Genomic DNA, 20,510 nt, shown 5'->3' on the forward strand with positions numbered 1-20,510 from the left:
TGAAATTTTGGGAGATTTGCATACAAAACCAATCCACCCATGCAAAGCCCTCCTTTAGATTTGATCACAAAGTATAATGTTCCGGCTCCCCGATACACCAGCTATCCTCCTGTGCCTTTTTGGAGAAATGACGTAACACAACCTTTTTGGGAAAAAGCAGTAAAAAAAGCCTATCAACATTTCGGCGATCAAGAAGGAATCAGCTTATATATTCATCTCCCCTATTGTGAAAGCTTATGCACTTATTGCGGATGCAACAAACGGATTACGACCAATCATACGTTGGAAATCCCCTACATTTCTACGTTGATGAAGGAATGGGATAATTATTTAAAGATCCTTCCTTCAAAACCAAAGTTGGCAGGCATTCATTTGGGAGGTGGTACTCCCACATTCTTCTCTCCCGAATCATTGAAAATACTAATCCGTCACATCAAACGCTATGTAAGGGTGACTGATAATGCGGAGTTCAGTTTTGAAGGGCATCCAAACAACACCACGCAAGCGCATCTTGCCGCACTATTTGAAGTCGGATTTACCAGGGTGAGCTATGGAATACAGGATTTTGACCTGAAAGTTCAACGAGCCATCCATCGTATACAGCCATTTGAAAAGGTGGCAGAAGTCACCCAAATTTCCCGGAATATTGGGTATCAGTCAGTGAATTTTGACCTTATTTATGGCCTTCCCCACCAGACTAAAGATACTATTTCAGAAACCTTTGAAAAGGTCGACGAGCTAAAGCCGGACCGGATAGCTTTTTACAGCTATGCCCATGTGCCAGAAGCCTTTCCTGCGCAGCGCAGTTTTGAAAATCATTTGCCCAAAGAACAAGAAAAAAGAGGCTTGTACGAGCATGGTAAGCAGCTGCTTCAAAGCATGGGCTACCATGAAATTGGTATGGATCACTTTGCTCTCCCCGCAGATCCACTATTCATCGCCAAGCAAACAAACACCCTCCACCGGAACTTCATGGGGTATACTACGCTTCCGTCCAAGATTTTGATAGGGTTGGGAAACAGCGCCATCAGCGATGTTTTTTTTGCCTATTCTCAAAACGAAAAACAGCTTGAGTCCTATAAAACAATGATTTTAGATGGGAAAACGACTATAGTAAAAGGGCATTGCCTGAGCCCCACCGACCTTCAGATGAAAAGTTTTATACTCGACCTGATCTGCAACCATAGGGCAAAGTGGCCGGAAGGAAGTTCTCCTGTTGATAATCCCATTTGGGTTAATTTCCTGTCGGAATTTAAGGGTGAAGGGCTCTTGGAATATGATGCCAATGAAATACGGGTCTTGGATCGCGGAATGGCTTTTATCCGAAATATTTGTATGGCTTTTGATCCCTATATGCAATCCCCAAGAATTAAACCCGGCTTTAGCAAGGCCATTTAAGTCGCTTTTGGAGAAGGTTAGCTGTAACGCCTTTCATGTCCCTATACGATTTCGTCCTGCCGGGTGTTCGCATTATTCACATAATGTCATTTCAACAACGCCGCTGTCCGGGGATGGAAGGTACAAGCTGGGGCTGATGTAATGTATACCCAAGCCCATACCTCTGACAATAAAAAGTATACCTATAAACATCGCAAAATAAGGCATGCCCTTTAAAAGTTTATTCCTTACCTGTGAGGCCAGCATATGTTGGGTGACCATCAATGAAATTAGCATTGGAATCGTACCCAAACCAAAGAAAAACATATAAGCAGCCCCATATAACGGACTCTGCATCGCCAAGGAAGCTATCAACGCCAAGTATACCATCCCGCAGGGTAAAAATCCATTTAACATACCCGTGGTAAAATAGGCTCCGGTTCCACCTTTTTTGAGGTATTTACTAAGTGCTTGTTTTAGCCTTCCCACTGCGCCAAAGAGACCAGATTGGGCCACAATGCGTTCAGATCGTTTATAGAAAAAAGCCATGACGACAATCAATACCCCCATACTGATAGAAATCCATTGTTGGATGCCTGCCAAAGCCATTGAAAAACCAAGAAAACCAATTACGCCGCCAAGGCAACTATAGGTAACTGTCCTCCCAAAATTATAAATCAGCTTGTTTTTTAGGTACCTGCGTTTGTCCTTGGCAGAAACGGCCAAGGCAATCGGACCACACATGCCCAAGCAATGGAATGATCCCAAAAACCCCAACAAAAAAGCAGTCCAGAGCATCTAAATCGTGATTTTTTTCTCTTGATAATAGGATTTTCCTTCGGCTGACCAAGTTAATTTCATCAGCCAATAACCGGATTTCAGCATGGCCAAATCCACGACAGTTGTATCTTCATTTATAACATCCACCACCAACTTCTGATCCAACCGAGCATCGGAAGGCCTGAAAAGATGAAGTTCTCCCTTAGCCCCAACAGGTAGGCTTATGGATACTGATTTTTGTAGGTTGTCAAACTGAAGTGCCTCATAGGACAGTCCGTTGGCATTGATCACCTTGTCGATATGAGCTTGGTACTTGATTTCCTCCTCATAATAATTTTGGGTAACCAAGTGCAGGTCGTCCTTTTTCATACATATGGTCACCATGCTAATCATGATTGCCGCAAAAGCGACAAATACCAATACAATTCCTTTACCCCAATCCATAGTTTCTAGCGTTTTAAGTTTTTATTACTTACTTGACAGGTGCCACAAAGCTTGTTTTAATTTTGTCAATTACCTCTCCCTGCTGCATGAGCAATAAGACAATTTCTTGCTGGTTGGTCTGAATATTCTTCTGGTCCTTGATTATAAAAAACCTTCCATCAAACCTGGTTTGGCCTTCAAGTGTCCAGTTGGTGTCACCGACCATTTCCAGGCGGAAGGTTTCATCTTCAGGTACTAATGCCACTTTTTGGCTGGTGAAGGTTTTGTTAATAAAGGTAACCTCGTATAAATTACTTACTTCTCCGCCTTCCCGCTCCTGATAGGTCATGCCCCGGAATCGGGTAACAGTTGCTCCCAAATCTTCCCTAGTGGTTAGAAGGAATACAAATCCGGCAACGAGCAGCATCAAAACGGCGGAATACCCCTTCACTCTGGGAGTGAAAAGCCGTTGGGTACCTTCTTGGATACTTGTTTCAGAAGCATAACGAATCAGTCCTTTTGGCCTGTCGACTTTCTCCATTACCTCATCACAGACATCGATACAAGCTGTGCAATTCACACATTCCATTTGAACCCCGTTTCGGATGTCTATTCCAGTGGGACATACCTGGACACAAAGTGTACAATCAATACAGTCACCTAGGTTTTCCGTTATCGGCTGGCTTTTCCGAATCATACCCCGAGGTTCGCCACGGACATGGTCGTAGGCCACATTGATTGAATTGTTGTCCAATAAAACCCCCTGCAGCCTGCCATATGGACATACAACCACGCAGGCCTGCTCCCGGAACCAGGAGAAGACGAAAAGAAAAATTCCGGTAAAGGCCATAAGACCAATAAATCCGGCCATATTTTCTCCAGGTGGCTGAATCACTATCTCCTTAACGCGATCTACACCGATCAGATACGCCATCACGGTATGTGAAATCAACAGCGAGATCAGGGTAAATATTGACATTTTCAGGGATTTTTTCCTTATTTTTTCCCCGTTCCATGGCATCTCGTTAAGCTTGCGTTGCTTATTTGCATCTCCTTCAATCCAATATTCAATTTTTCGGAAAACCATTTCCATAAAGAGCGTCTGTGGACAAGCCCACCCGCAGAACACCCTCCCAAACACAACTGTAAACAGGATTATAAAAACGACAAAAATCAACAGCAGAAAAATAAGCAGATAGGTGTCTTGAGGCCAAAACACCACGCCAAAGATGATGAATTTCCTCTCGAAAATGTTGAACAATAGCCAGGGTCTACCGTCAACCCGAATAAATGGCCCGGCAAAAAGTATGGCCAACAATACCCACGACACATACGTCCTCCACCGGTAAAATTTTCCGGAAACTTTTTTTGGATATATCCAACTTCTACTTCCGTCTTCCTTTACCGTACCCAGAGAATCCCGAAAATTATCCGGTAGGATAGGACTGTTTTTCTTGCCCATTTGTTTTTTACCTTTTAAAAAAAGGGCACTCCCGAGATTACTGATTAGTGCTGGAAGTGCCTTCTTCTTGTCAAATTTCTTCTACCCCCAATTCATCCTCTGTGAGTGCGTCAGTAGGCTCCTCAATCTTCTGCTCATATAGATCCCCTTGGGGAGCTTTGGGATTAGCCGGAGTCGAACCCACCATGGTAAGCACATAACTGGATACCTGCTGCATTTCTTCCGGACTAAGTTGATCCTGCCAGGGTATCATCCCTTTCTCTATCACCCCATACTTGACCACTCGGAATATATCTTCAATAGAACCTCCGTGAACCCAATAATCATCAGTTAGATTTGGACCAACTCCTCCCCCGCCGTCGATAGCGTGACAGGCCACACAGTTGTTCTCATAAAGAGTCATCCCCGCCTTGATAGCCGGTCCGCTGGCATCAAATTGGACGTTGGTTTCATCGATTGTAGATACAGCCAAAAATTGCCGCTGTTCTGCTTCTACTGCGGCAATTGCCAACTGCTGCTCATATTCCTCTATCTGTGTCATACCGATACCCAATACAGTATAGTACACAAAATACGCCACTCCAAACACGATCGTGATGTAGAACACGTATTTCAGCCAAGGAGGCATAAAGTTATCCAATTCTCTGATACCGTCATAAGTATGGTCCAGTTGAATGTCCTTCTCCTCATTGACCGGCTTCATTTCTCCTACTATATACTGCTTCCTGAAGACTTCCCACCAACTCGGCTGATGCTCCAATCCGGGAGTTTCTACGCTTAAAGTCTTACTCAGAAACACCAGAAGATAAATCATCAGCAACATTAGGATTACGATTAGCAGAAGTAAAATCCCCATTATAGCTAACAGGGTAACTTCACTGCTTTCCATGGAGCTTAGGCCTTCCAGCAAACCCATTTCCGATGTTTGGGCCAAAGTTGGGAAAGAAACAAATAATCCAAAAAGGACAAGCAATGTCAATTTAATTCTTTTCATGTCCGTTTTCATTTTTAGGTTCATCATTTAGTGGCATACTCTTCATGTGGTCCACGTAGGTTTTGTCCACCTGGGATATCCAGATGAACATACCTACAAAAAAGAGCACAAACATAACCAAGGAGATAATCGGATATATCTCAATATCTTCTATGGATCTTAACAGTTCTTTGTACATGAGTTTGGAATTTAGGGATTAGTGGCTGCGGTTTTTTTAATGTCTGTACCTAAACGTTGCAAATAAGCAATCAAGGCTACGATTTCCGTATCCGGAGCTACATCCACACCTGTTTCTTTAAGGTTGGCGACGATGGCATTGGCCTGTATCATCAAATCATTCAACGCTACCTCATCATAGCCTTCCGGATAAGGGACACCAAACTTTTGCATCGTCCGTATCTTGGCCGGAAGATCACTGTGGCTCATGGTATTTTCGACCATCCAAGGATAGGGAGGCATGAGGGAGCCGGGCGACATACTCCTAGGGTCCACCATGTGGTGGTAATGCCAGCTATCCGGATATTTTCCTCCTACCCGGTGCAAATCCGGACCGGTGCGTTTTGACCCCCAAAGAAAAGGCCTATCGTACACAAATTCACCAGCCTTGGAATATTCCCCATACCGCTCTGTCTCCGCCCGGAAAGGTCGGATCATCTGAGAATGGCAGCCTACGCAGCCATGGGAAATGTAAAGGTCCCTTCCCTGCAATTCCAATGGTGTATAAGGCTCCACACTAGTAATAGTTGGAACGTTTGATTTAATTAAGATTACGGGGATAATTTCTACTACTCCACCTATTAAGATAGCTATAGTTGCTAAAATCGTAAAGAATACGGGTTTTCTTTCCCAGGCCCTGTGCCAGAATTCACCGGATGTATTCACATGCTTTTCCAAAGCCGGCGCCTCGTCTACCTCCTCTTCTTGGAATGAGCCTTGAGTAGCAGTTTTTATCAGGTTATACACCATCAATACAGCGCCCGCCAAATAAAGAAATCCGCCAAATGCCCTCAGCATATACATTGGAACGATTTGAATGACCGTCTCCAGGAAGTTTGGATAGGCCAGTCTTCCGGCATCGCCAAACTCCATCCACATCAAGCTTTGAGTCAATGCGGCTACATACATCGGTAGTGCGTAGAATAAAATACCCATTGTCCCCATCCAAAAGTGGGTGTTTGCCAGTTTGGTTGAGAAAAGGGTTGTTTTCCACATTCTCGGCCAAAGCCAATATAACATAGAGAAGGTCAGAAACCCGTTCCATCCCAAAGCACCGATGTGAACATGCGCAACGATCCAGTCAGTATAGTGTGCGATGGCATTCACATTTTTTAACGAAAGAAGGGGACCTTCGAAGGTAGCCATACCGTAGGCAGTGACGGCCACCACCATAAATTTCAACACCGGATCAACTCGAACTTTGTCCCAGGCACCCCGTAATGTCAAAAGCCCGTTAACCATCCCTCCCCAAGAAGGAGCAATCAACATTACTGAAAATGCTACTCCCAACACTTGCGCCCATTCGGGCAAAGCGGTGTATAGCAAATGATGCGGTCCAGCCCAAATATAGATAAAGATCAACGACCAGAAATGGACAATGGACAACTTATAGGAGTAAACTGGGCGGTTTGCGGCTTTAGGAAGAAAATAATACATTAATCCCAAAAACGGTGTGGTCAGGAAAAATGCCACTGCATTATGACCATACCACCACTGAACCAAGGCATCCTGAACGCCAGCATAGGCGGAATAACTCTTGAATAAAGATACCGGTAAAGCTAGCGAATTGAAGATATGTAATACGGCTATGGTTACGAAAGAAGCCATGTAAAACCAAATAGCGACATACATGTGCCTTTCCCTTCGCTTTATCAGAGTTCCTATCATATTGGCACCAAACGCCACCCATACCAATGCAATAGCGATATCGATTGGCCATTCCAGCTCCGCATACTCCTTTGATGTAGTCAAACCTAACGGTAAAGTAATCACCGCAGATACGATGATGGCCTGCCAACCCCAGAAGTGAAACCAGCTCAATGTCTTATTCCACATGGGGGCTTTTAGTAGTCTGGGCATCGAATAATAGATCCCCGCAAAAATGGCATTTCCCACAAAGGCGAAAATGACCGCATTGGTATGCAGCGGCCTAATCCTTCCATATGTGGTATATGGATTGCCTAGGTTGGCCTCGGGAAGAAAGAGTTGCAAAGCGGCCAAAACGCCGATTAGCATGCCTGCCAGCCCCCATATAACGGTGGCGGCGCCGAAGAATTTTACGATCTTATTGTCGTAATAAAACCGTTCCAGTGTAGTTTCAGACATATTACTTTGATTTTGTTGATGGTACTTCTTTTTCTTTAGTTTTCACTTTTTGGTCAAATAAAATGCGGATGGAGGGCGTGTATGTATCGTCATATTGTCCACTCCTCATGGCTCGTATAAAAAGCCACAAAAAAGAGGATGCCATCACGATACTTATCCCTATTAATATGAAGATTACTTCCATAACTAGATTATTTTCTTTTTCAATCCCATGGTATAGGCTATATAATTTGTTGTTATTGTCGTAAATACTACAACAGAAATACTACTGAGCGGCATCAGGATGGCACAGAATAAGGGACTTACCAAGCCCTGTACGGCAAAGAAAACACCCACTGCATTATAGGTAAAGCTAAGTCCAAAGCTTGCTTTAATGATTTTTCGGCTGGTTTTGGCAAAATCCAGGTAAGTGGGCAAATTAGTCAAGGCTGTTGCATCCATAATCGCATCACTTGCCGGGGAAAAATTTGATGCCTGTGTAGTTAACGCAACACCTACCCGACTTTCCCTAAGTGCTCCGGCATCATTCAAGCCATCCCCAATCATCACACATTGCCTTCCTGCCTGCCGCAACTTCTTAAGATAGTCAAGCTTCTGCAGAGGACTTTGGTTGAAGTTCATGGTTACATCTGGACCAAAAACTCCCTGTAGGTGAACCCGTTCATGGTCATGATCTCCGGATAAGAAATGGACGTCCCGATCCTTGCCCATCTTTTGCACGACTTGGGCTATTCCTGGTCGTAGTCCACTTTGTATGGAGAAACAGCCAAGCACTGATCCCTCGACAGCGAGAAATACCTGATTTCCTCCGGTCTGCCCATTGGTTTCCGCGCCGGTAAAATCCGCCGATCCCAACCGTATTTCCTGCCCTTTGTACAGTCCAACTAATCCCTTTCCCTTTATCTCCTCTATCTTATCCAACCTTTCAAGATGCACACCTTCCAACCAGGAATTTATTCGGTTGCTCAGTGGATGGGTGGAATTATTTACCAGACTTTTTACTATCGCTTTCGTTTGCAACGTAAGAGGTTCCCCTTGATAGGTGATGCTGGCCGCCGAGGGGTCTGTAAGGGTTCCCGTCTTGTCAAAAACAACCGTATCCACTTTCGCCATGCGTTCAATGACTTGGGGGTTTTTAAGGTAAAATTTCCCCTGTCCGAATATCCGAAGCGTATTCCCCAGCGTAAATGGTGTAGACATCGCCAAGGCACAGGGACAGGTAATAATAAGCACTGCCGTAAATGCCCGAACACCAAGAGCAACATCTGTATAGCTCCAATACACCAACGCCGCCAAGGCAATCATCAATACGGTCACCGTAAATTTCCCACTAATGCGTGTGGCTAGCGATTCGAGTGAACTATCCTCCTTTTTTTCAAACGCCTCATTGTTCCATAAATCAGTCAAATATCCCTGAGATGGAGATTTTTGAACCGTCAGAGTAATTGGATTTCCTTTCTGACGACCACCTGCATATACTAACTCACCCTGTTTTTTATTCACTGGCACTTCCTCCCCCGTCACGAAACTATAATCAATGGAAGCTTCCCCTTCTATTAAAATGCTATCTGAAGGAATCAGTTCTTCGTGCCGAACCCGAATAATATCTCCCACTTGAAGTTTGGTAAGTGGAATGACTTCTTCCGCTCCCTGCTTAACTCGGGTTACAGCCACTGGAAAATATGCCTTGTAATCCCGGTCAAATGACAATGTATCAAAGGTTTTCTGTTGATAGATTTTACCGATCAACAGAAAAAACAACAACCCACCCAAGGTATCCATGTACCCTTCTTGCCCGACAATAAAAATCTCATAGAGGCTGAAAAAAAACAAGGCAAATATCCCAATCACAATGGGTACGTCCATATTTACCGTCCGGTTTTTTAATGCAATCCACGCAGATCGGTAATAGTCTGTAGCCGAATAAAAAAACACAGGCAAGGCCAACCCTACATTTAGATAGTTGAATAATCCACGAAAACCGTCACCCAACAATTCGGCCTCGGAGAAATACTCCGGTAGGCTGAAGAACATCATATTTCCGAAGCAGAAGCCTGCCACGGCCAATTTATAGATTAACTTCCTATCTATTGGCCTGGCTCGCTTATTTTCCACGTCTGCCAAGTTGATGGTAGGCTCATAGCCTATGTGGGAAAGTAGCAAAACCAAATCCCTAAGGCTGATACGTTGATGGTTAAACTTGACATGCACGGTTTTCTTCAAAAAATCCACCCTTCCCGAGATCACGCCATCATGTAACTGATGTAGGTTTTCTAATAACCAAATACAGGATGCACAGTGGATAAGTGGAATAGTAAACGTAACATGACTTTCGGTCTCATTTTGAAAATCAAGTAACTTGCGGATTATCTCTTCATCTGACAAATAGTCAAACCTGTTACCTCGGGTAGACACATTTCGTTGTGTGCCTCCGGGATTGTTCTCTATGGCATAATAGTTACAGAGATCGTTTTCAAGTAATACATCATAGACCAATTTGCAGCCAGTACAGCAGAAGCTCTTATCATCATAAGGGATGATTTCTTCGACACAAACCTCTCCGCAGTGGTAGCAGGTCTTGGCGGCTTTATCGGCAACTGTTTTATGATACTTGGACATTATTGGCTAATTTACTTGGTATTGTATGTAAAAAACATGACGAAAATCATAAAAAACCATGATTCATAGCGACAGATAAAAGGAGAGTCTATCGTACCACATACCCCCTTTGTAAAAGTGAAAAAGTACCTTGGCCAAATCCGCCTGATAATATTTGGTGGTAATCAACAGGGTGCATTCATGCTTAACCGCATAAGACCAAAAATCCCCGATTCGATTAAAGTTGAATTTAATAAAAGAGGTTTCCGCAGTAGCTTGACTTACAGCCTGAATAACCTCCTGTTCCTCTTTCAACTTAGACTTTGGGATAAAACTAGGCGAAATGATAGTTGCCTTACTATTCTTTAATTGAAGAGAAAACAACCCTATAAAATGGTGAATAAGCCTTGCGGAAGCAGGAGTGCCGTCGTAGTGGAAAAGCAGCCTGTCAAACGTTAGCTCATTGTCATATATTAATACAGGTGTTTCACAGGGTTCTTTTTCCCAAGAACGGGGAATGTCACTTCCATGAAGCCATTCAAGTACTTTGGGTAAATGAGCGGTATAAAGGGTTGGAGTTTTCTTTTGGGGACTACGCCATTTTTTGCCTTCCACAACTATCTGTTTGGCAAAACCCTCAGGCATCTCACTAAAATAGTGAGCTGTGATTATTTCTACCGGAATTTCGAAGTTCACCGATTGAATGACCTTTGCCTGCATATCGCCGTTGATTTTTTGACAAAGCTAAGCCCAAAGGGATACTCCCGCATTGACTTTAGCAGGTTACATTCATGACTTTCGTCATGTTTTTTCAACCAAGGCGCCAGGAGTTTAGTTTGGGACCTCATTGTTTAGATTGTAATAATGAAATTTCAACTTTTCCTTACATCGAAGCTCCAATCGCAGAAAAATTCCTTAATTTTAGATATCACAAACCAAAACTAAAAAGACAGCGCATGAAGATATTATCTTTTTTAATTCCCCTGGTTCTATTCATTCACTATTCTGTCCTTTCACAAACTACGTCACTCTTCAATGGTAAAAATTTAGATGGATGGCATGTGGATGTACCAGAAATGGACAAGGATTCGGAAGCCACCAACCCATTTATCATGCGAAATGGTATGTTAGTTTCGTTGGGAACTCCTCAGGGACATTTGATTACAGACAGAGTATACAGTAATTACAGGGTTGAAGCCGTGTACAGGTTTCCCGGTGAGCCGGGAAATTGCGGGATTTTAGTCCATGCGTCAACTCCGAGGTCACTTTATCAGATGTTTCCCAAATCCATAGAAGTACAGATGATGCACGAAAACGCTGGGGACTTTTGGTGTATTGTAGAGGACATTGAAGTACCCAATATGGTGGAGCGACGGGGTCCAAAGGAAAAATGGGGGGTAACTGAAGGCCTAAACAGACGTATTTTGAATCTCACAGATGGATCGGAAAAACCGGTGGGGAAATGGAATAAAATGATTATCGAATGTTTCGAAGACCAAGTAAAAGTGTGGGTGAACGGAGATCTGGTCAATCATGGATATAATGCCACTGCTACCGAAGGTCAAATTGCTGTGCAGGCCGAAGGATCCGAAGTGGAATTCAAAAAACTAACTATTAGACCAATAAAAGGGATTTCCGATAAATAGCGAACGTGTTTGATTAAATCTTAAAACTGACCAAATCAGCCATAAAAGTCAGAAAGTCTTGCCAAACCTTTTTTATCCAAAATGATAATTTTCTTGCCCTGAAGTTCGATCAATCCATCTTTCTTAAATTCCGAAAGTAGCCGGATGACGGTTTCGGTGGCAGTGCCCACTAATCCAGCTATCTCTTCCCTAGTTAGGGTGATATCGATTTTCTGGCTCTCCCCTCCGTCGACCCCGTAGGAATCTCCCAATTTTAACAGAGTCAGTGCAAGCCTTTCTCTGATGCTTTTTTGTGTAGCATCGGTCAACCTCTCCTCCATGATCCCAAGATCCTTACAAAGAGCCTGCGTTATCCGATTATGAAAATTCATATCTCCCGCTAAAATATTCAAAAATGTTTCTTTTGGCACAAAACAAATTTGAGCATCTTCCACGATAGTGGCAGTCGTGGAATAGACTTCCTCACCGATCAACGATGTGTACCCCAAAAAGTCCCCTTTTTTAGCTAGTCTAATTATTTGTTCTTTTCCATTAGAAGCCGTCTTAAAGATTTTCGCAACCCCACCATTGATGCAAAATACACCCAGTGGTTTCGTATTTTCGTAATAGAGAATTTGGCCTTTTTTGTGTGAAATTAAATTTTTGGAGTCAGAAATGTTGCAAAGATGCTCCTCGGACAACCCGGCAAACATGGAAAATTTTCTGCTTAGACACAATTGGCATGGTGTGTTTTTAATTTTAACTGTCATATGTTTAAAACCTTACAAATGATGTTGGTAAAGATACCAAAATTCATGACAAAAATCATTGTTTTGAGTATTAATTTGGGTGAAAGAATTACTCCCGTCAGAATATGGGGAATTATCGGGAAAACTGTTGGTCTTTATAGCTTAGGTATTACATGCAAATGGGATTGATCCCCTCAAAATCCCCAAAATGACTGGATTTAAAAGTTGTGGTGGGGTTTAAAATAATTTTATATCATGCAATAGAGTGAGTATCCAACTGCCCTATTCCATAAGCGAAAAGTGACTCTGTATGTTAAACTTAAATCATGAAAATAATTTAATATTATCCGAGGCAATTCATTCTGAATAACCGCCTTTCAGAAAATTCCAATGCAGTTAGGCAATAAGAAAATAATTCATCATGCATAGATGCAATAATTCATGTTAAATTCTAAATAAAAATCCAGAAATAACTCCCTAATAAAGGCTAGCATAACCCCTTAAAAAAATAAAATGGAATGTCATTATTAATATTCGGAAAATTTGTGATAGCTTACATGCATTTTATAAATATAACCATTTAAAACAAATGCAGTCAACAGGTTTTCATTTCCGTATTATCATATATCCCTGTAAACCAACAATATTCTTGAACTTTTTCGCTTCTTGAAAACAACCCAACATGATAAAAATCAGCTATCACAAATAGATAATTGAGGTAAATAAAGAAATGTATTTATCAAAAATATATCTAAATTTATACTTTAATACGTATATTTATATATGACATGTTTTTGTTTTAAATAAAATGCATTCTGCATATAACATAATGTTATTTATGATTTTAGTGGTTGGGATAATAGAAACATCCTTCTCACAAAATCAGTCGAATTTGCTCGATTTGAGAGCTTGTAACAAAAGTTGTACGTCCAAAAACTATAGTATTTTGTCGGTATATCTAAGTGATAAAAATGGCAATCCAATGACTAATTCTTTGCTAACCTGTACTCCAGGTTTTGAACAAACCACCTATTTATCGATAAGGTACCAAACTACTTCTAATAGTGAGGTCAGTAATGCCCGGATATTTGCGGATTTAAAAGTGGGTGAAGAAACCCGATTTTTAAATTACTTTTTTGGAATCCTCCCAGCAGCTTCCGACCTTTCCAGAGTTTTGACACTGGACAACTTTCCCTTGAGTTGGACATGTGGAGAGGAAGTAAGTTTAAATAACCCCTTACTGTCTTGGACTACCAGTGGGTCAGCTGACCTTTCAGAAGATTATGCCTGCAATAGTTATCCCACCGCGCAATGTCAGTTTCAATCCAATATTGTAGTGGATGCCCCACTAGCTGTCCAGTTCGATTATTTCTACTCCTGCCCTGAAAATGGAGAAACCCCAGTTACATTCAGTAGCACTACCAATGGAGGAAGGGGACCCTATCAGTATAACTGGACTTTTACAAATGCCAGCCTTTCAGATTTTACCGAACCAGATCCAGTTCTGAATTTTTATGGACGGGGAACAGCTACTTTGACGGTGACTGATGCGAACGGAACGGTAAACACCTATCATGCCGATTTGGATATACCTACTGCTATTGATTTCGACCCGGAAATAATCCATCAGACGGAGGAAGATTCACCCAATGGATCCATAACACTGGAGATGAACACTTTAAGCGCCCTTAGTTTCTCCTGGATTGGACCGAATGGTTTTGTGAGTGATGAGCAGAATATTTACGGACTTTCAGAAGGAACATACGTGTTGACCATAACAGATGCGTTTGGATGTTCAGAGGTGATGGACTTCGAAATATTCTATTTCATCACACTTCCCTTGCTGAGAGACGATCTTAACGCATCACTGAAAGAGAATAATCAAGCAGTTAAACTGACTTGGTCGCGTAATTCGGGAATTGGAACGGGTTACTTTAAAGTAGAAAGGGCATTACAAAACACCGATGCGTTTACTGTTGTGGGGCAATTGCCAGTAACTGAATGGAATACCGAGACTCTCAACTATCATTTTGCCGATAGTTCATTGTCAAAGTTTGATAGGATAATTTACTACAGAATTAAATTCGTTCCTGAATTTGGGAAGTCCACTTACACCTCCACTATTAAGGTTGACATCCCATTAGTGCAGTCTGACAAGAAATGGTCCGCATTTCCAAACCCTTTTGAGGATAAGGTACGCCTTAAATACTTTGGGAATGCACTGCCCTTAGGGGAATTAATCAAAATTAAAATCTATTCTCCAAGTATGACTTATACTAATCAATTTGTCACCAAAGAAAATCATGTGGACCTAGGGACCATTGTCAGCTCCGCACCCAAAGGATTGTTGATAGTCGAGATCAACTATCTTGACAAAGTGGAGATAGTGAAGGTTTTAAAAAAATAAGTTCTTTTATTGAGATTGTTTGTATAGTGTTAGGGTAAAACCTCTTTTACCTGCATATCTGAAGCAATTTATATACTGCTTATTAGGTAACTGGACCCCATTTTATTAAGCTCTAAATAATTTGAAGGAAAAACATGTTTTAATACAATGAAATTGATGCTAAGAATGTCAAGGACAACAGCTCCATTGTTAAATTTTTTTTGATATTTCGCATTAATAGGTGAATATGGTCTAGAACAATCAGTTAACTTATCGATAACCAGTTTAAGCAAAAAAATCAGTGAACTATTTCTTACCCCCAAAGGGTATTTTTTATAAATCAAAATCAGGGAAATCCGTCATGGGAATAAACCTTTTTTCATCAGCTGAATAACTCATGCATACGTGTCTGATTCCATTTGAGATCGCTATATACCGGGCTTTCACCGTATGGTTGTAAAGGCAAACCTGTTCGATGGTATGTTGGGAAAGTTTTATTTCCGGTGCCTTACACTCAATCAGAAGAAATGGATTTCCTGCCCGATCCATCACCAATACATCAAGTCTTTTGATTAATTGATTGTACTTCAACCCCTTCTCCAACACAAACAAACTTTTTGAATAGTGTTTATATTCGATCAGGTAATGCACCAAATGCTGTCTCACCCACTCCTCAGGTGTCAACACTAATTTCTTTTTCCTCAACACATCCAACACCAGCCACTGTCCATTCTCAAAGGAGGTCGTCAAGGGTGCCTGGGGTAAATTCAGGGATTGTTTCAATTTGGATTCTGAAATAAGATTCATCCTGCAAATATGTATGGAGTAAACGATATTAAAAAATCACCATTCCAGATATGGAATTATCCGGTCCAACCAAGCCTGATTGAATATTTTGATATGGAGAAGATCGGTTGCTTTCTGGTAATTTCCGTGTTGATGCCGATATGCTACGATCACTTTTGCCTCGGAGGCCGAAATGTAAGGGTGCTTGGAAAGCTGTTTTGCATCATCAGAATTTAAAGAAATTTTTTTAGTAACAACCGCTTCAAAAGGGAACGCACTATAAATCCGTTCCGCCACTTCGGGTGTAAGTCCGTATACATCTAAAAGTTGTTCAGGTTGATGAAACCCACCCATTGATTCCCTAAACTTTATGATCCTACTAGAAAGTACTGGTCCCACTCCTGATACCATCTGAAGCAATACAGAGTCTGTCTCGTGGAATGCAACCTTATTCAATATAGGCGCCGCTATCCTCACCATCCTTTTAGTTGGCAGATCTTCTTGTTTGGACGTATCTCTTTTTTCCTGGCGGAGGGAATCTGCCTGATTCCATGGTGAAGATGTGGTAGAAATTTGATCTAAAGCGGACTCAGCTTCTTTCAAATAATGTTGATACTCCCTCACATGCTTTGCGGACATTGCCTTCTCCAGAACCATCGGAAGCAGGTATAGGAAAACTAGCATAGGAAACACAAAAAGAAATCCCCGGGATTCTCTTTTTGAAAATCCAAAATACGTTCTTAAAAAATGACGTAAAAAGTTATCCATCATTGAGTTGCGTTAATTCATAGCAAGTAAATTTAAACTTTTTGGAATTTTTTCACAAATAAATACCTTAAATAAGAAGCATAAAAAGTCAACTTTTCGCAATCGCTACTATTTAGAAGGATTTTAAATTAGGATTGCTTGTGGAGTTTTGTTCATTTCATCGTCTTTCTGTAATAAATTTGTAATCTGAGAATACAGTTATCAATGCAAAGAAAATTTAAAGCTTTAAGTTTATCCTATAAAAGTGCACCTGTCGATATTCGGGAACTTGTATCTATGGACGATGCAACAGCGCGTGGATTACTGATTAAGCTCAAAGAATTCTTCAGTGTATCTGACACGCTAATACTGTCAACCTGCAACCGAACAGAGATATATTATTCCCATGAGCTCGATTTATCACTTGAAATAATCAAACTACTGGGGGTAGAAAAATCATTAAAAGATCCAGTATCACTGCTTGAATATTTTCAGGTATTTCACGAGGATAAAGAATCAATTGGACAACTTTTCAGGGTTTCTATGGGATTGGAAGCTCAGGTGATCGGCGACATGCAGATATCCAATCAGGTTAAAAGAGCGTATCAAGCTTCTGCGGATTTAGATATGGCAGGACCCTTTTTACATAGGCTGATGCATACGATCTTTTTCACCAATAAGCGGGTCGTGCAAGAAACAGCCTTCCGGGACGGAGCGGCATCGGTATCCTACGCCGCAGTAGAACTTATCGGAGAACTCACTTCCAACACCCTCAACCCCCGGATTCTACTGATTGGTTTGGGTGAAATAGGAGAAGATGTAGCCAAAAATATGGTACATCTTCCTACCGCACAAATTACGATAACTAACCGTACCTATTCAAAAGCCCTTGAATTGGGTGCTGAATATGGATTTCGGGTTATTCCTTTTGAGGAAAGTCTGGCAGCAATGGATGATGCGGACGTGATTGTGTGCTCTATCATGAAATCAGAACCCATCATTACAAAGCAATTGGTTCATAATCTTAATATTAAGAGTTATAAGCTTTTTATTGACCTATCCGTACCCCGAAGTATAGATACAACTATCGAAGATGTTCCTGGAGCTTTGCTCTACAATGTGGACAATATTAAAAGTAAAGCAAGCGAAACGCTTGAAAAGAGAATTGCTTCAATACCCCAGGTGGAAAACATCATTGAGGAAAGCATTCACGAATTCCACAACTGGAAAAAAGAAATGATGGTATCCCCCACCATCAACAAGTTAAAAAACGTTCTGGAGCAGATCCGTAAAGAAGAGCTTGAAAGGTACTTGAAAAATGCGGATGCTAAGGAATATGCTATTATAGACAAGATCACCAAAAGTATGATGCAAAAAATCATTAAAGTACCGGTAGTTCAGCTAAGAGCGGCTTGTAAGCGAGACCAAGCGGAAGAGATGATAGACTTGATCACAGATCTGTTCGATTTGGAAAAGGAAAGGGAGAATGAGGAAGTAAAGAAGCACTGATATTCCCCTTCTGTTTTCTTCATTTACCTTTGTTGTATTTTATTTTTTTGAATAGCTGCAATCTCTTGCAGAGACCACAAAATTGCATATTTTTACAGTCCATCCATTGTGAGAAGATATGTGCAAGCGTTTTAAATTCAACCAATTCTTTTACAGCCTTTTATTGTTACTCGTCTCGGGTAGTGCCTTTGGTCAAACCTGGGAGATTTTTGACCAGGAGTTTAAATTGGTAAGGAAAATCCAAAACGGAAACCTAAACATATTGGGAACCGCACTCCGTATCAACACTGGAAACCAACAGTTAAGTCTCCTGAGTCAGGAATACGAATCTTTCATTACCATCGATGACACCAGGATATACCAATATCTTGAGCCTTGGATTATTGTATCAGCAAATGGGAAATTCGGGGCACTCCATGAATACGGTGACCTGGTCTACCGCACTGAATATGATAGGATCGAATCCTATTTCAATTTGTTACTTGGTCTAAAAGGTCCATTGTTAACAGTCTACGACAGGGGGACCAAGGAAACTCGAACTCTTGGCCCGTTTGATTCTGCCAGGTTTGGACTCAACGGTCAATTGATGGCAAAAACTCCACAGGGGTTCTATTTGCCGCTTTCCGACCAACCCGACCGCTTGTATGAAGATCTTCAGGATGTCAATGAAGATGTAATCATTGCCAGGGAACATACGGGGTATGGCTTAGTTAACCGGGATGGGGAATATATTTTAGACCCCATCATAGACACGATTGAATACCTGGGCGACAATCATTTTTATGCCCATGATGGCAATCAGCATATGCTCATTAAAGCCCAAACTAATAACGCTGACATCAAATACACCAGCTACCACCGAATTGCCCGTGAAAACGACGCCATAGTGGAATACATTCACGGCAAGTTACGTCGAGTGATGAAAAATGACGGCATCCTGCTTGACGCAGTCGGCATGACATCCGTGCAAAAAGTTAATTCTTCCCATTACAACATCGCTTTCAGGGATGAAAAACTGGGGCTATTAAGTCCCAAAGGGTCATGGGATGTTCAGCCCACCCAGCATATTCAGTGGCTACAGCCAGGCAACCAAGGCCTATATGGGGCGCAAATTATGGACAAATATGGTTACGTAGATGCAAAAGGGGAAGTCGTAATCCCAGCCCAATTTGAGGGCGTGAAAAGATTTTCTGAAGGTATGGCGGGTGTGAAAAACGTTAACGGGTGGGGGTATATTAATCTAAATGGGGAAGAGCTCATTTCTGCCCAGTTTGATGAAGTAGGTGATTTTTACAGAGGTTTGGCGATAGTGAAAAAAGCAGGAAAGTCAACCATTATAAACAAAGATGGTAAATCAATTCTGAATGACGCTTATGACCGAATTTGTTTGACTGATGAAAACTATTACCTAACCGAAAATGAAGGGAAATACGGCATGGTCAACCCGATGGGACAAGAAATCACTCTTCCAGTTTTTGATGAAATCAGAAGGGAAGAGTACGACAAAATTCTCGTTGGACTTCATGGCCGTTACGGAGTAATCAAAGAAAACGGAGACATTAGCCTCCCTTTATTTTACGATAGTATCCTGTTTGATCCTATCACCAAAAAAATTCTGGCAAAACATAGTGGTTCCCCAATCATCGAAGTGGCTGAAGATACCGGTAAGAAAAAGAAAAAGGGAGCCTAACAGCTCCCTTTTTCTTTATTGCCAGCTTAAATCACTGTGACTTCAATTCTTATTTTTTATCTCCACCTTTGGACCTGTCGGAACTTTTCTCTGAACCGGAATTCGCAATGGAGTCTCTCATGCTTGTGTCAGATTTGACATTTTCCATTTTATAGTAATCCATAATTCCCAAGTTCCCTGATCGGAATGCATCGGATATAGCTTTAGGGATTTCCGCTTCCGCCTCGATTACCTTTGCTTTCATTTCCACATTTCTTGCCTTCATTTCCTGCTCCAAAGCAACGGCCATAGCTCTCCGCTCTTCAGCCCGGGCTTCAGCAACCTTAAGGTCGGCCGAGGCCTGGTCAATCTGCAGTTTTGCCCCAATGTTCGTACCTACGTCAATGTCGGCTATATCAATGGAGAGGATCTCGAAAGCCGTACCGGCATCAAGTCCCCTTTCCAGGACAAGCTTAGAAATTCTATCCGGGTTTTCGAGCACACTTTTATGGTTTTTAGAAGAACCAATGGAAGTTACTATTCCCTCACCTACCCGGGCCAGGATTGTCTCTTCTCCGGCTCCACCTACCAATTGGGCGATGTTGGCCCTTACGGTCACCCTAGCCTTGGCTATCAACTGAATGCCGTCTGCTGCTACCGCTGCGACGTTAGGGGTATTGATCACTTTGGGATTTACCGAGATTTGTACTGCCTCAAACACATCCCTACCTGCCAAATCAATAGCAGTGGCTTGCTTGAATGAAAGGTTGATGTTCGCTTTGTCAGCGGAAATCAATGCGCGAATTACGTTGGGTACATTTCCTCCTGCCAAATAGTGCGTTTCAAGATCATTGGTGGTCAGGTTTAGCCCAGCTTTCGTTGAGGTTATCAATGAGTTGACAATGATGCTTGGCGGCACTTTTCGGATACGCATTCCGACGAGTTCAAGCAGTCCAACTTTTACATTGGAGAAAATCGCCGTAATCCACAGGTTCACCGGAACGAAGTACAGGAAGATGAAGAGAACCATCAATCCCGCAAATGCTGAAATTAATATAAAAACCGAATTTGAAATTTCCATAA

At 41.9% G+C, this 20,510-nt stretch carries 18 protein-coding genes; 5 read left to right on the forward strand and 13 right to left on the reverse strand.

The features are described from left to right. Window positions 1–39 precede the first annotated feature (39 nt). Window positions 40–1,398: an oxygen-independent coproporphyrinogen III oxidase gene (gene hemN / locus FQ608_RS11555; protein ID WP_158858383.1), complete on the forward strand. Its 1,359-nt coding sequence runs from the start codon at window positions 40–42 to the stop codon at window positions 1,396–1,398. A 72-nt stretch (window positions 1,399–1,470) separates the two neighbouring features. On the opposite strand, the gene FQ608_RS11560 is transcribed toward hemN, so the two are convergent. From FQ608_RS11560 to FQ608_RS11600, 9 genes are all read right to left on the reverse strand, one after another. After that, a complete protein-coding gene (locus FQ608_RS11560) occupies window positions 1,471–2,175 on the reverse strand; it encodes a sulfite exporter TauE/SafE family protein (RefSeq protein WP_158858384.1) in 705 nt (234 codons plus the stop codon). Then, window positions 2,176–2,601, reverse strand: coding sequence for a FixH family protein (locus FQ608_RS11565; protein WP_158858385.1), 426 nt, complete (start codon window positions 2,599–2,601; stop codon window positions 2,176–2,178). Between the two features lie 28 nt (window positions 2,602–2,629). Continuing rightward, window positions 2,630–4,042 carry a cytochrome c oxidase accessory protein CcoG gene (ccoG, locus tag FQ608_RS11570; protein ID WP_158858386.1) on the reverse strand — a complete coding sequence of 471 codons (1,413 nt, stop codon included), beginning with the start codon at window positions 4,040–4,042 and terminating at the stop codon, window positions 2,630–2,632. A 70-nt stretch (window positions 4,043–4,112) separates the two neighbouring features. Further along, window positions 4,113–5,036 (reverse strand): cbb3-type cytochrome c oxidase N-terminal domain-containing protein, encoded by a 924-nt coding sequence (locus FQ608_RS11575; RefSeq protein WP_158858387.1) that lies wholly within the window; start codon window positions 5,034–5,036, stop codon window positions 4,113–4,115. Continuing rightward, entirely contained in the window at window positions 5,023–5,214 is a 192-nt protein-coding gene (locus tag FQ608_RS11580) for a cbb3-type cytochrome c oxidase subunit 3 (RefSeq protein WP_158858388.1), read from the reverse strand. Before FQ608_RS11580 ends, FQ608_RS11575 begins: the two co-directional genes overlap by 14 nt. An 11-nt stretch (window positions 5,215–5,225) precedes the next feature. Next, complete coding sequence (gene ccoN, locus FQ608_RS11585) at window positions 5,226–7,358, reverse strand: cytochrome-c oxidase, cbb3-type subunit I (protein WP_158858389.1); 2,133 nt, start codon at window positions 7,356–7,358, stop codon at window positions 5,226–5,228. A 1-nt stretch (window position 7,359) separates the two neighbouring features. After that, window positions 7,360–7,542 (reverse strand): cbb3-type cytochrome oxidase assembly protein CcoS, encoded by a 183-nt coding sequence (gene ccoS / locus FQ608_RS11590; protein WP_158858390.1) that lies wholly within the window; start codon window positions 7,540–7,542, stop codon window positions 7,360–7,362. A gap of 2 nt (window positions 7,543–7,544) precedes the next feature. Beyond that, window positions 7,545–9,977, reverse strand: coding sequence for a heavy metal translocating P-type ATPase (locus FQ608_RS11595; RefSeq protein WP_158858391.1), 2,433 nt, complete (start codon window positions 9,975–9,977; stop codon window positions 7,545–7,547). A gap of 63 nt (window positions 9,978–10,040) precedes the next feature. After that, entirely contained in the window at window positions 10,041–10,676 is a 636-nt protein-coding gene (locus FQ608_RS11600) for a hypothetical protein (protein WP_158858392.1), read from the reverse strand. 236 nt (window positions 10,677–10,912) lie between these two features. Between FQ608_RS11600 and FQ608_RS11605 the strand changes: the two genes are divergently transcribed. After that, entirely contained in the window at window positions 10,913–11,602 is a 690-nt protein-coding gene (locus FQ608_RS11605; RefSeq protein ID WP_158858393.1) for a 3-keto-disaccharide hydrolase, read from the forward strand. Window positions 11,603–11,637: 35 nt separating this feature from the next. On the opposite strand, the gene FQ608_RS11610 is transcribed toward FQ608_RS11605, so the two are convergent. Continuing rightward, entirely contained in the window at window positions 11,638–12,351 is a 714-nt protein-coding gene (locus FQ608_RS11610) for a Crp/Fnr family transcriptional regulator (protein WP_158858394.1), read from the reverse strand. A gap of 961 nt (window positions 12,352–13,312) precedes the next feature. Between FQ608_RS11610 and FQ608_RS11615 the strand changes: the two genes are divergently transcribed. Further along, window positions 13,313–14,737, forward strand: a complete 1,425-nt coding sequence (locus FQ608_RS11615; RefSeq protein ID WP_158858395.1) for a hypothetical protein — start codon at window positions 13,313–13,315, stop codon at window positions 14,735–14,737. A gap of 312 nt (window positions 14,738–15,049) precedes the next feature. On the opposite strand, the gene FQ608_RS11620 is transcribed toward FQ608_RS11615, so the two are convergent. Beyond that, window positions 15,050–15,523 (reverse strand): type I restriction enzyme HsdR N-terminal domain-containing protein, encoded by a 474-nt coding sequence (locus FQ608_RS11620; RefSeq protein ID WP_158858396.1) that lies wholly within the window; start codon window positions 15,521–15,523, stop codon window positions 15,050–15,052. Window positions 15,524–15,559: 36 nt separating this feature from the next. After that, window positions 15,560–16,186, reverse strand: a complete 627-nt coding sequence (locus FQ608_RS11625; protein ID WP_158858397.1) for a ComEA family DNA-binding protein — start codon at window positions 16,184–16,186, stop codon at window positions 15,560–15,562. A gap of 288 nt (window positions 16,187–16,474) precedes the next feature. Between FQ608_RS11625 and hemA the strand changes: the two genes are divergently transcribed. Together hemA and FQ608_RS11635 are read left to right on the forward strand one after the other, a co-directional pair. After that, the gene (gene hemA, locus FQ608_RS11630) at window positions 16,475–17,758 is read left to right on the forward strand and encodes a glutamyl-tRNA reductase (RefSeq protein WP_158858398.1); all 1,284 of its coding nucleotides are present in this window, start codon (window positions 16,475–16,477) and stop codon (window positions 17,756–17,758) included. A gap of 118 nt (window positions 17,759–17,876) precedes the next feature. Continuing rightward, window positions 17,877–19,448, forward strand: a complete 1,572-nt coding sequence (locus tag FQ608_RS11635) for a WG repeat-containing protein (protein WP_158858399.1) — start codon at window positions 17,877–17,879, stop codon at window positions 19,446–19,448. A 49-nt stretch (window positions 19,449–19,497) separates the two neighbouring features. On the opposite strand, the gene floA is transcribed toward FQ608_RS11635, so the two are convergent. Further along, complete coding sequence (floA, locus tag FQ608_RS11640) at window positions 19,498–20,508, reverse strand: flotillin-like protein FloA (RefSeq protein ID WP_158858400.1); 1,011 nt, start codon at window positions 20,506–20,508, stop codon at window positions 19,498–19,500. Window positions 20,509–20,510 lie beyond the last annotated feature (2 nt).

This window comes from Lunatibacter salilacus (genome assembly GCF_009797935.1).
Classification (GTDB): domain Bacteria; phylum Bacteroidota; class Bacteroidia; order Cytophagales; family Cyclobacteriaceae; genus Lunatibacter; species Lunatibacter salilacus.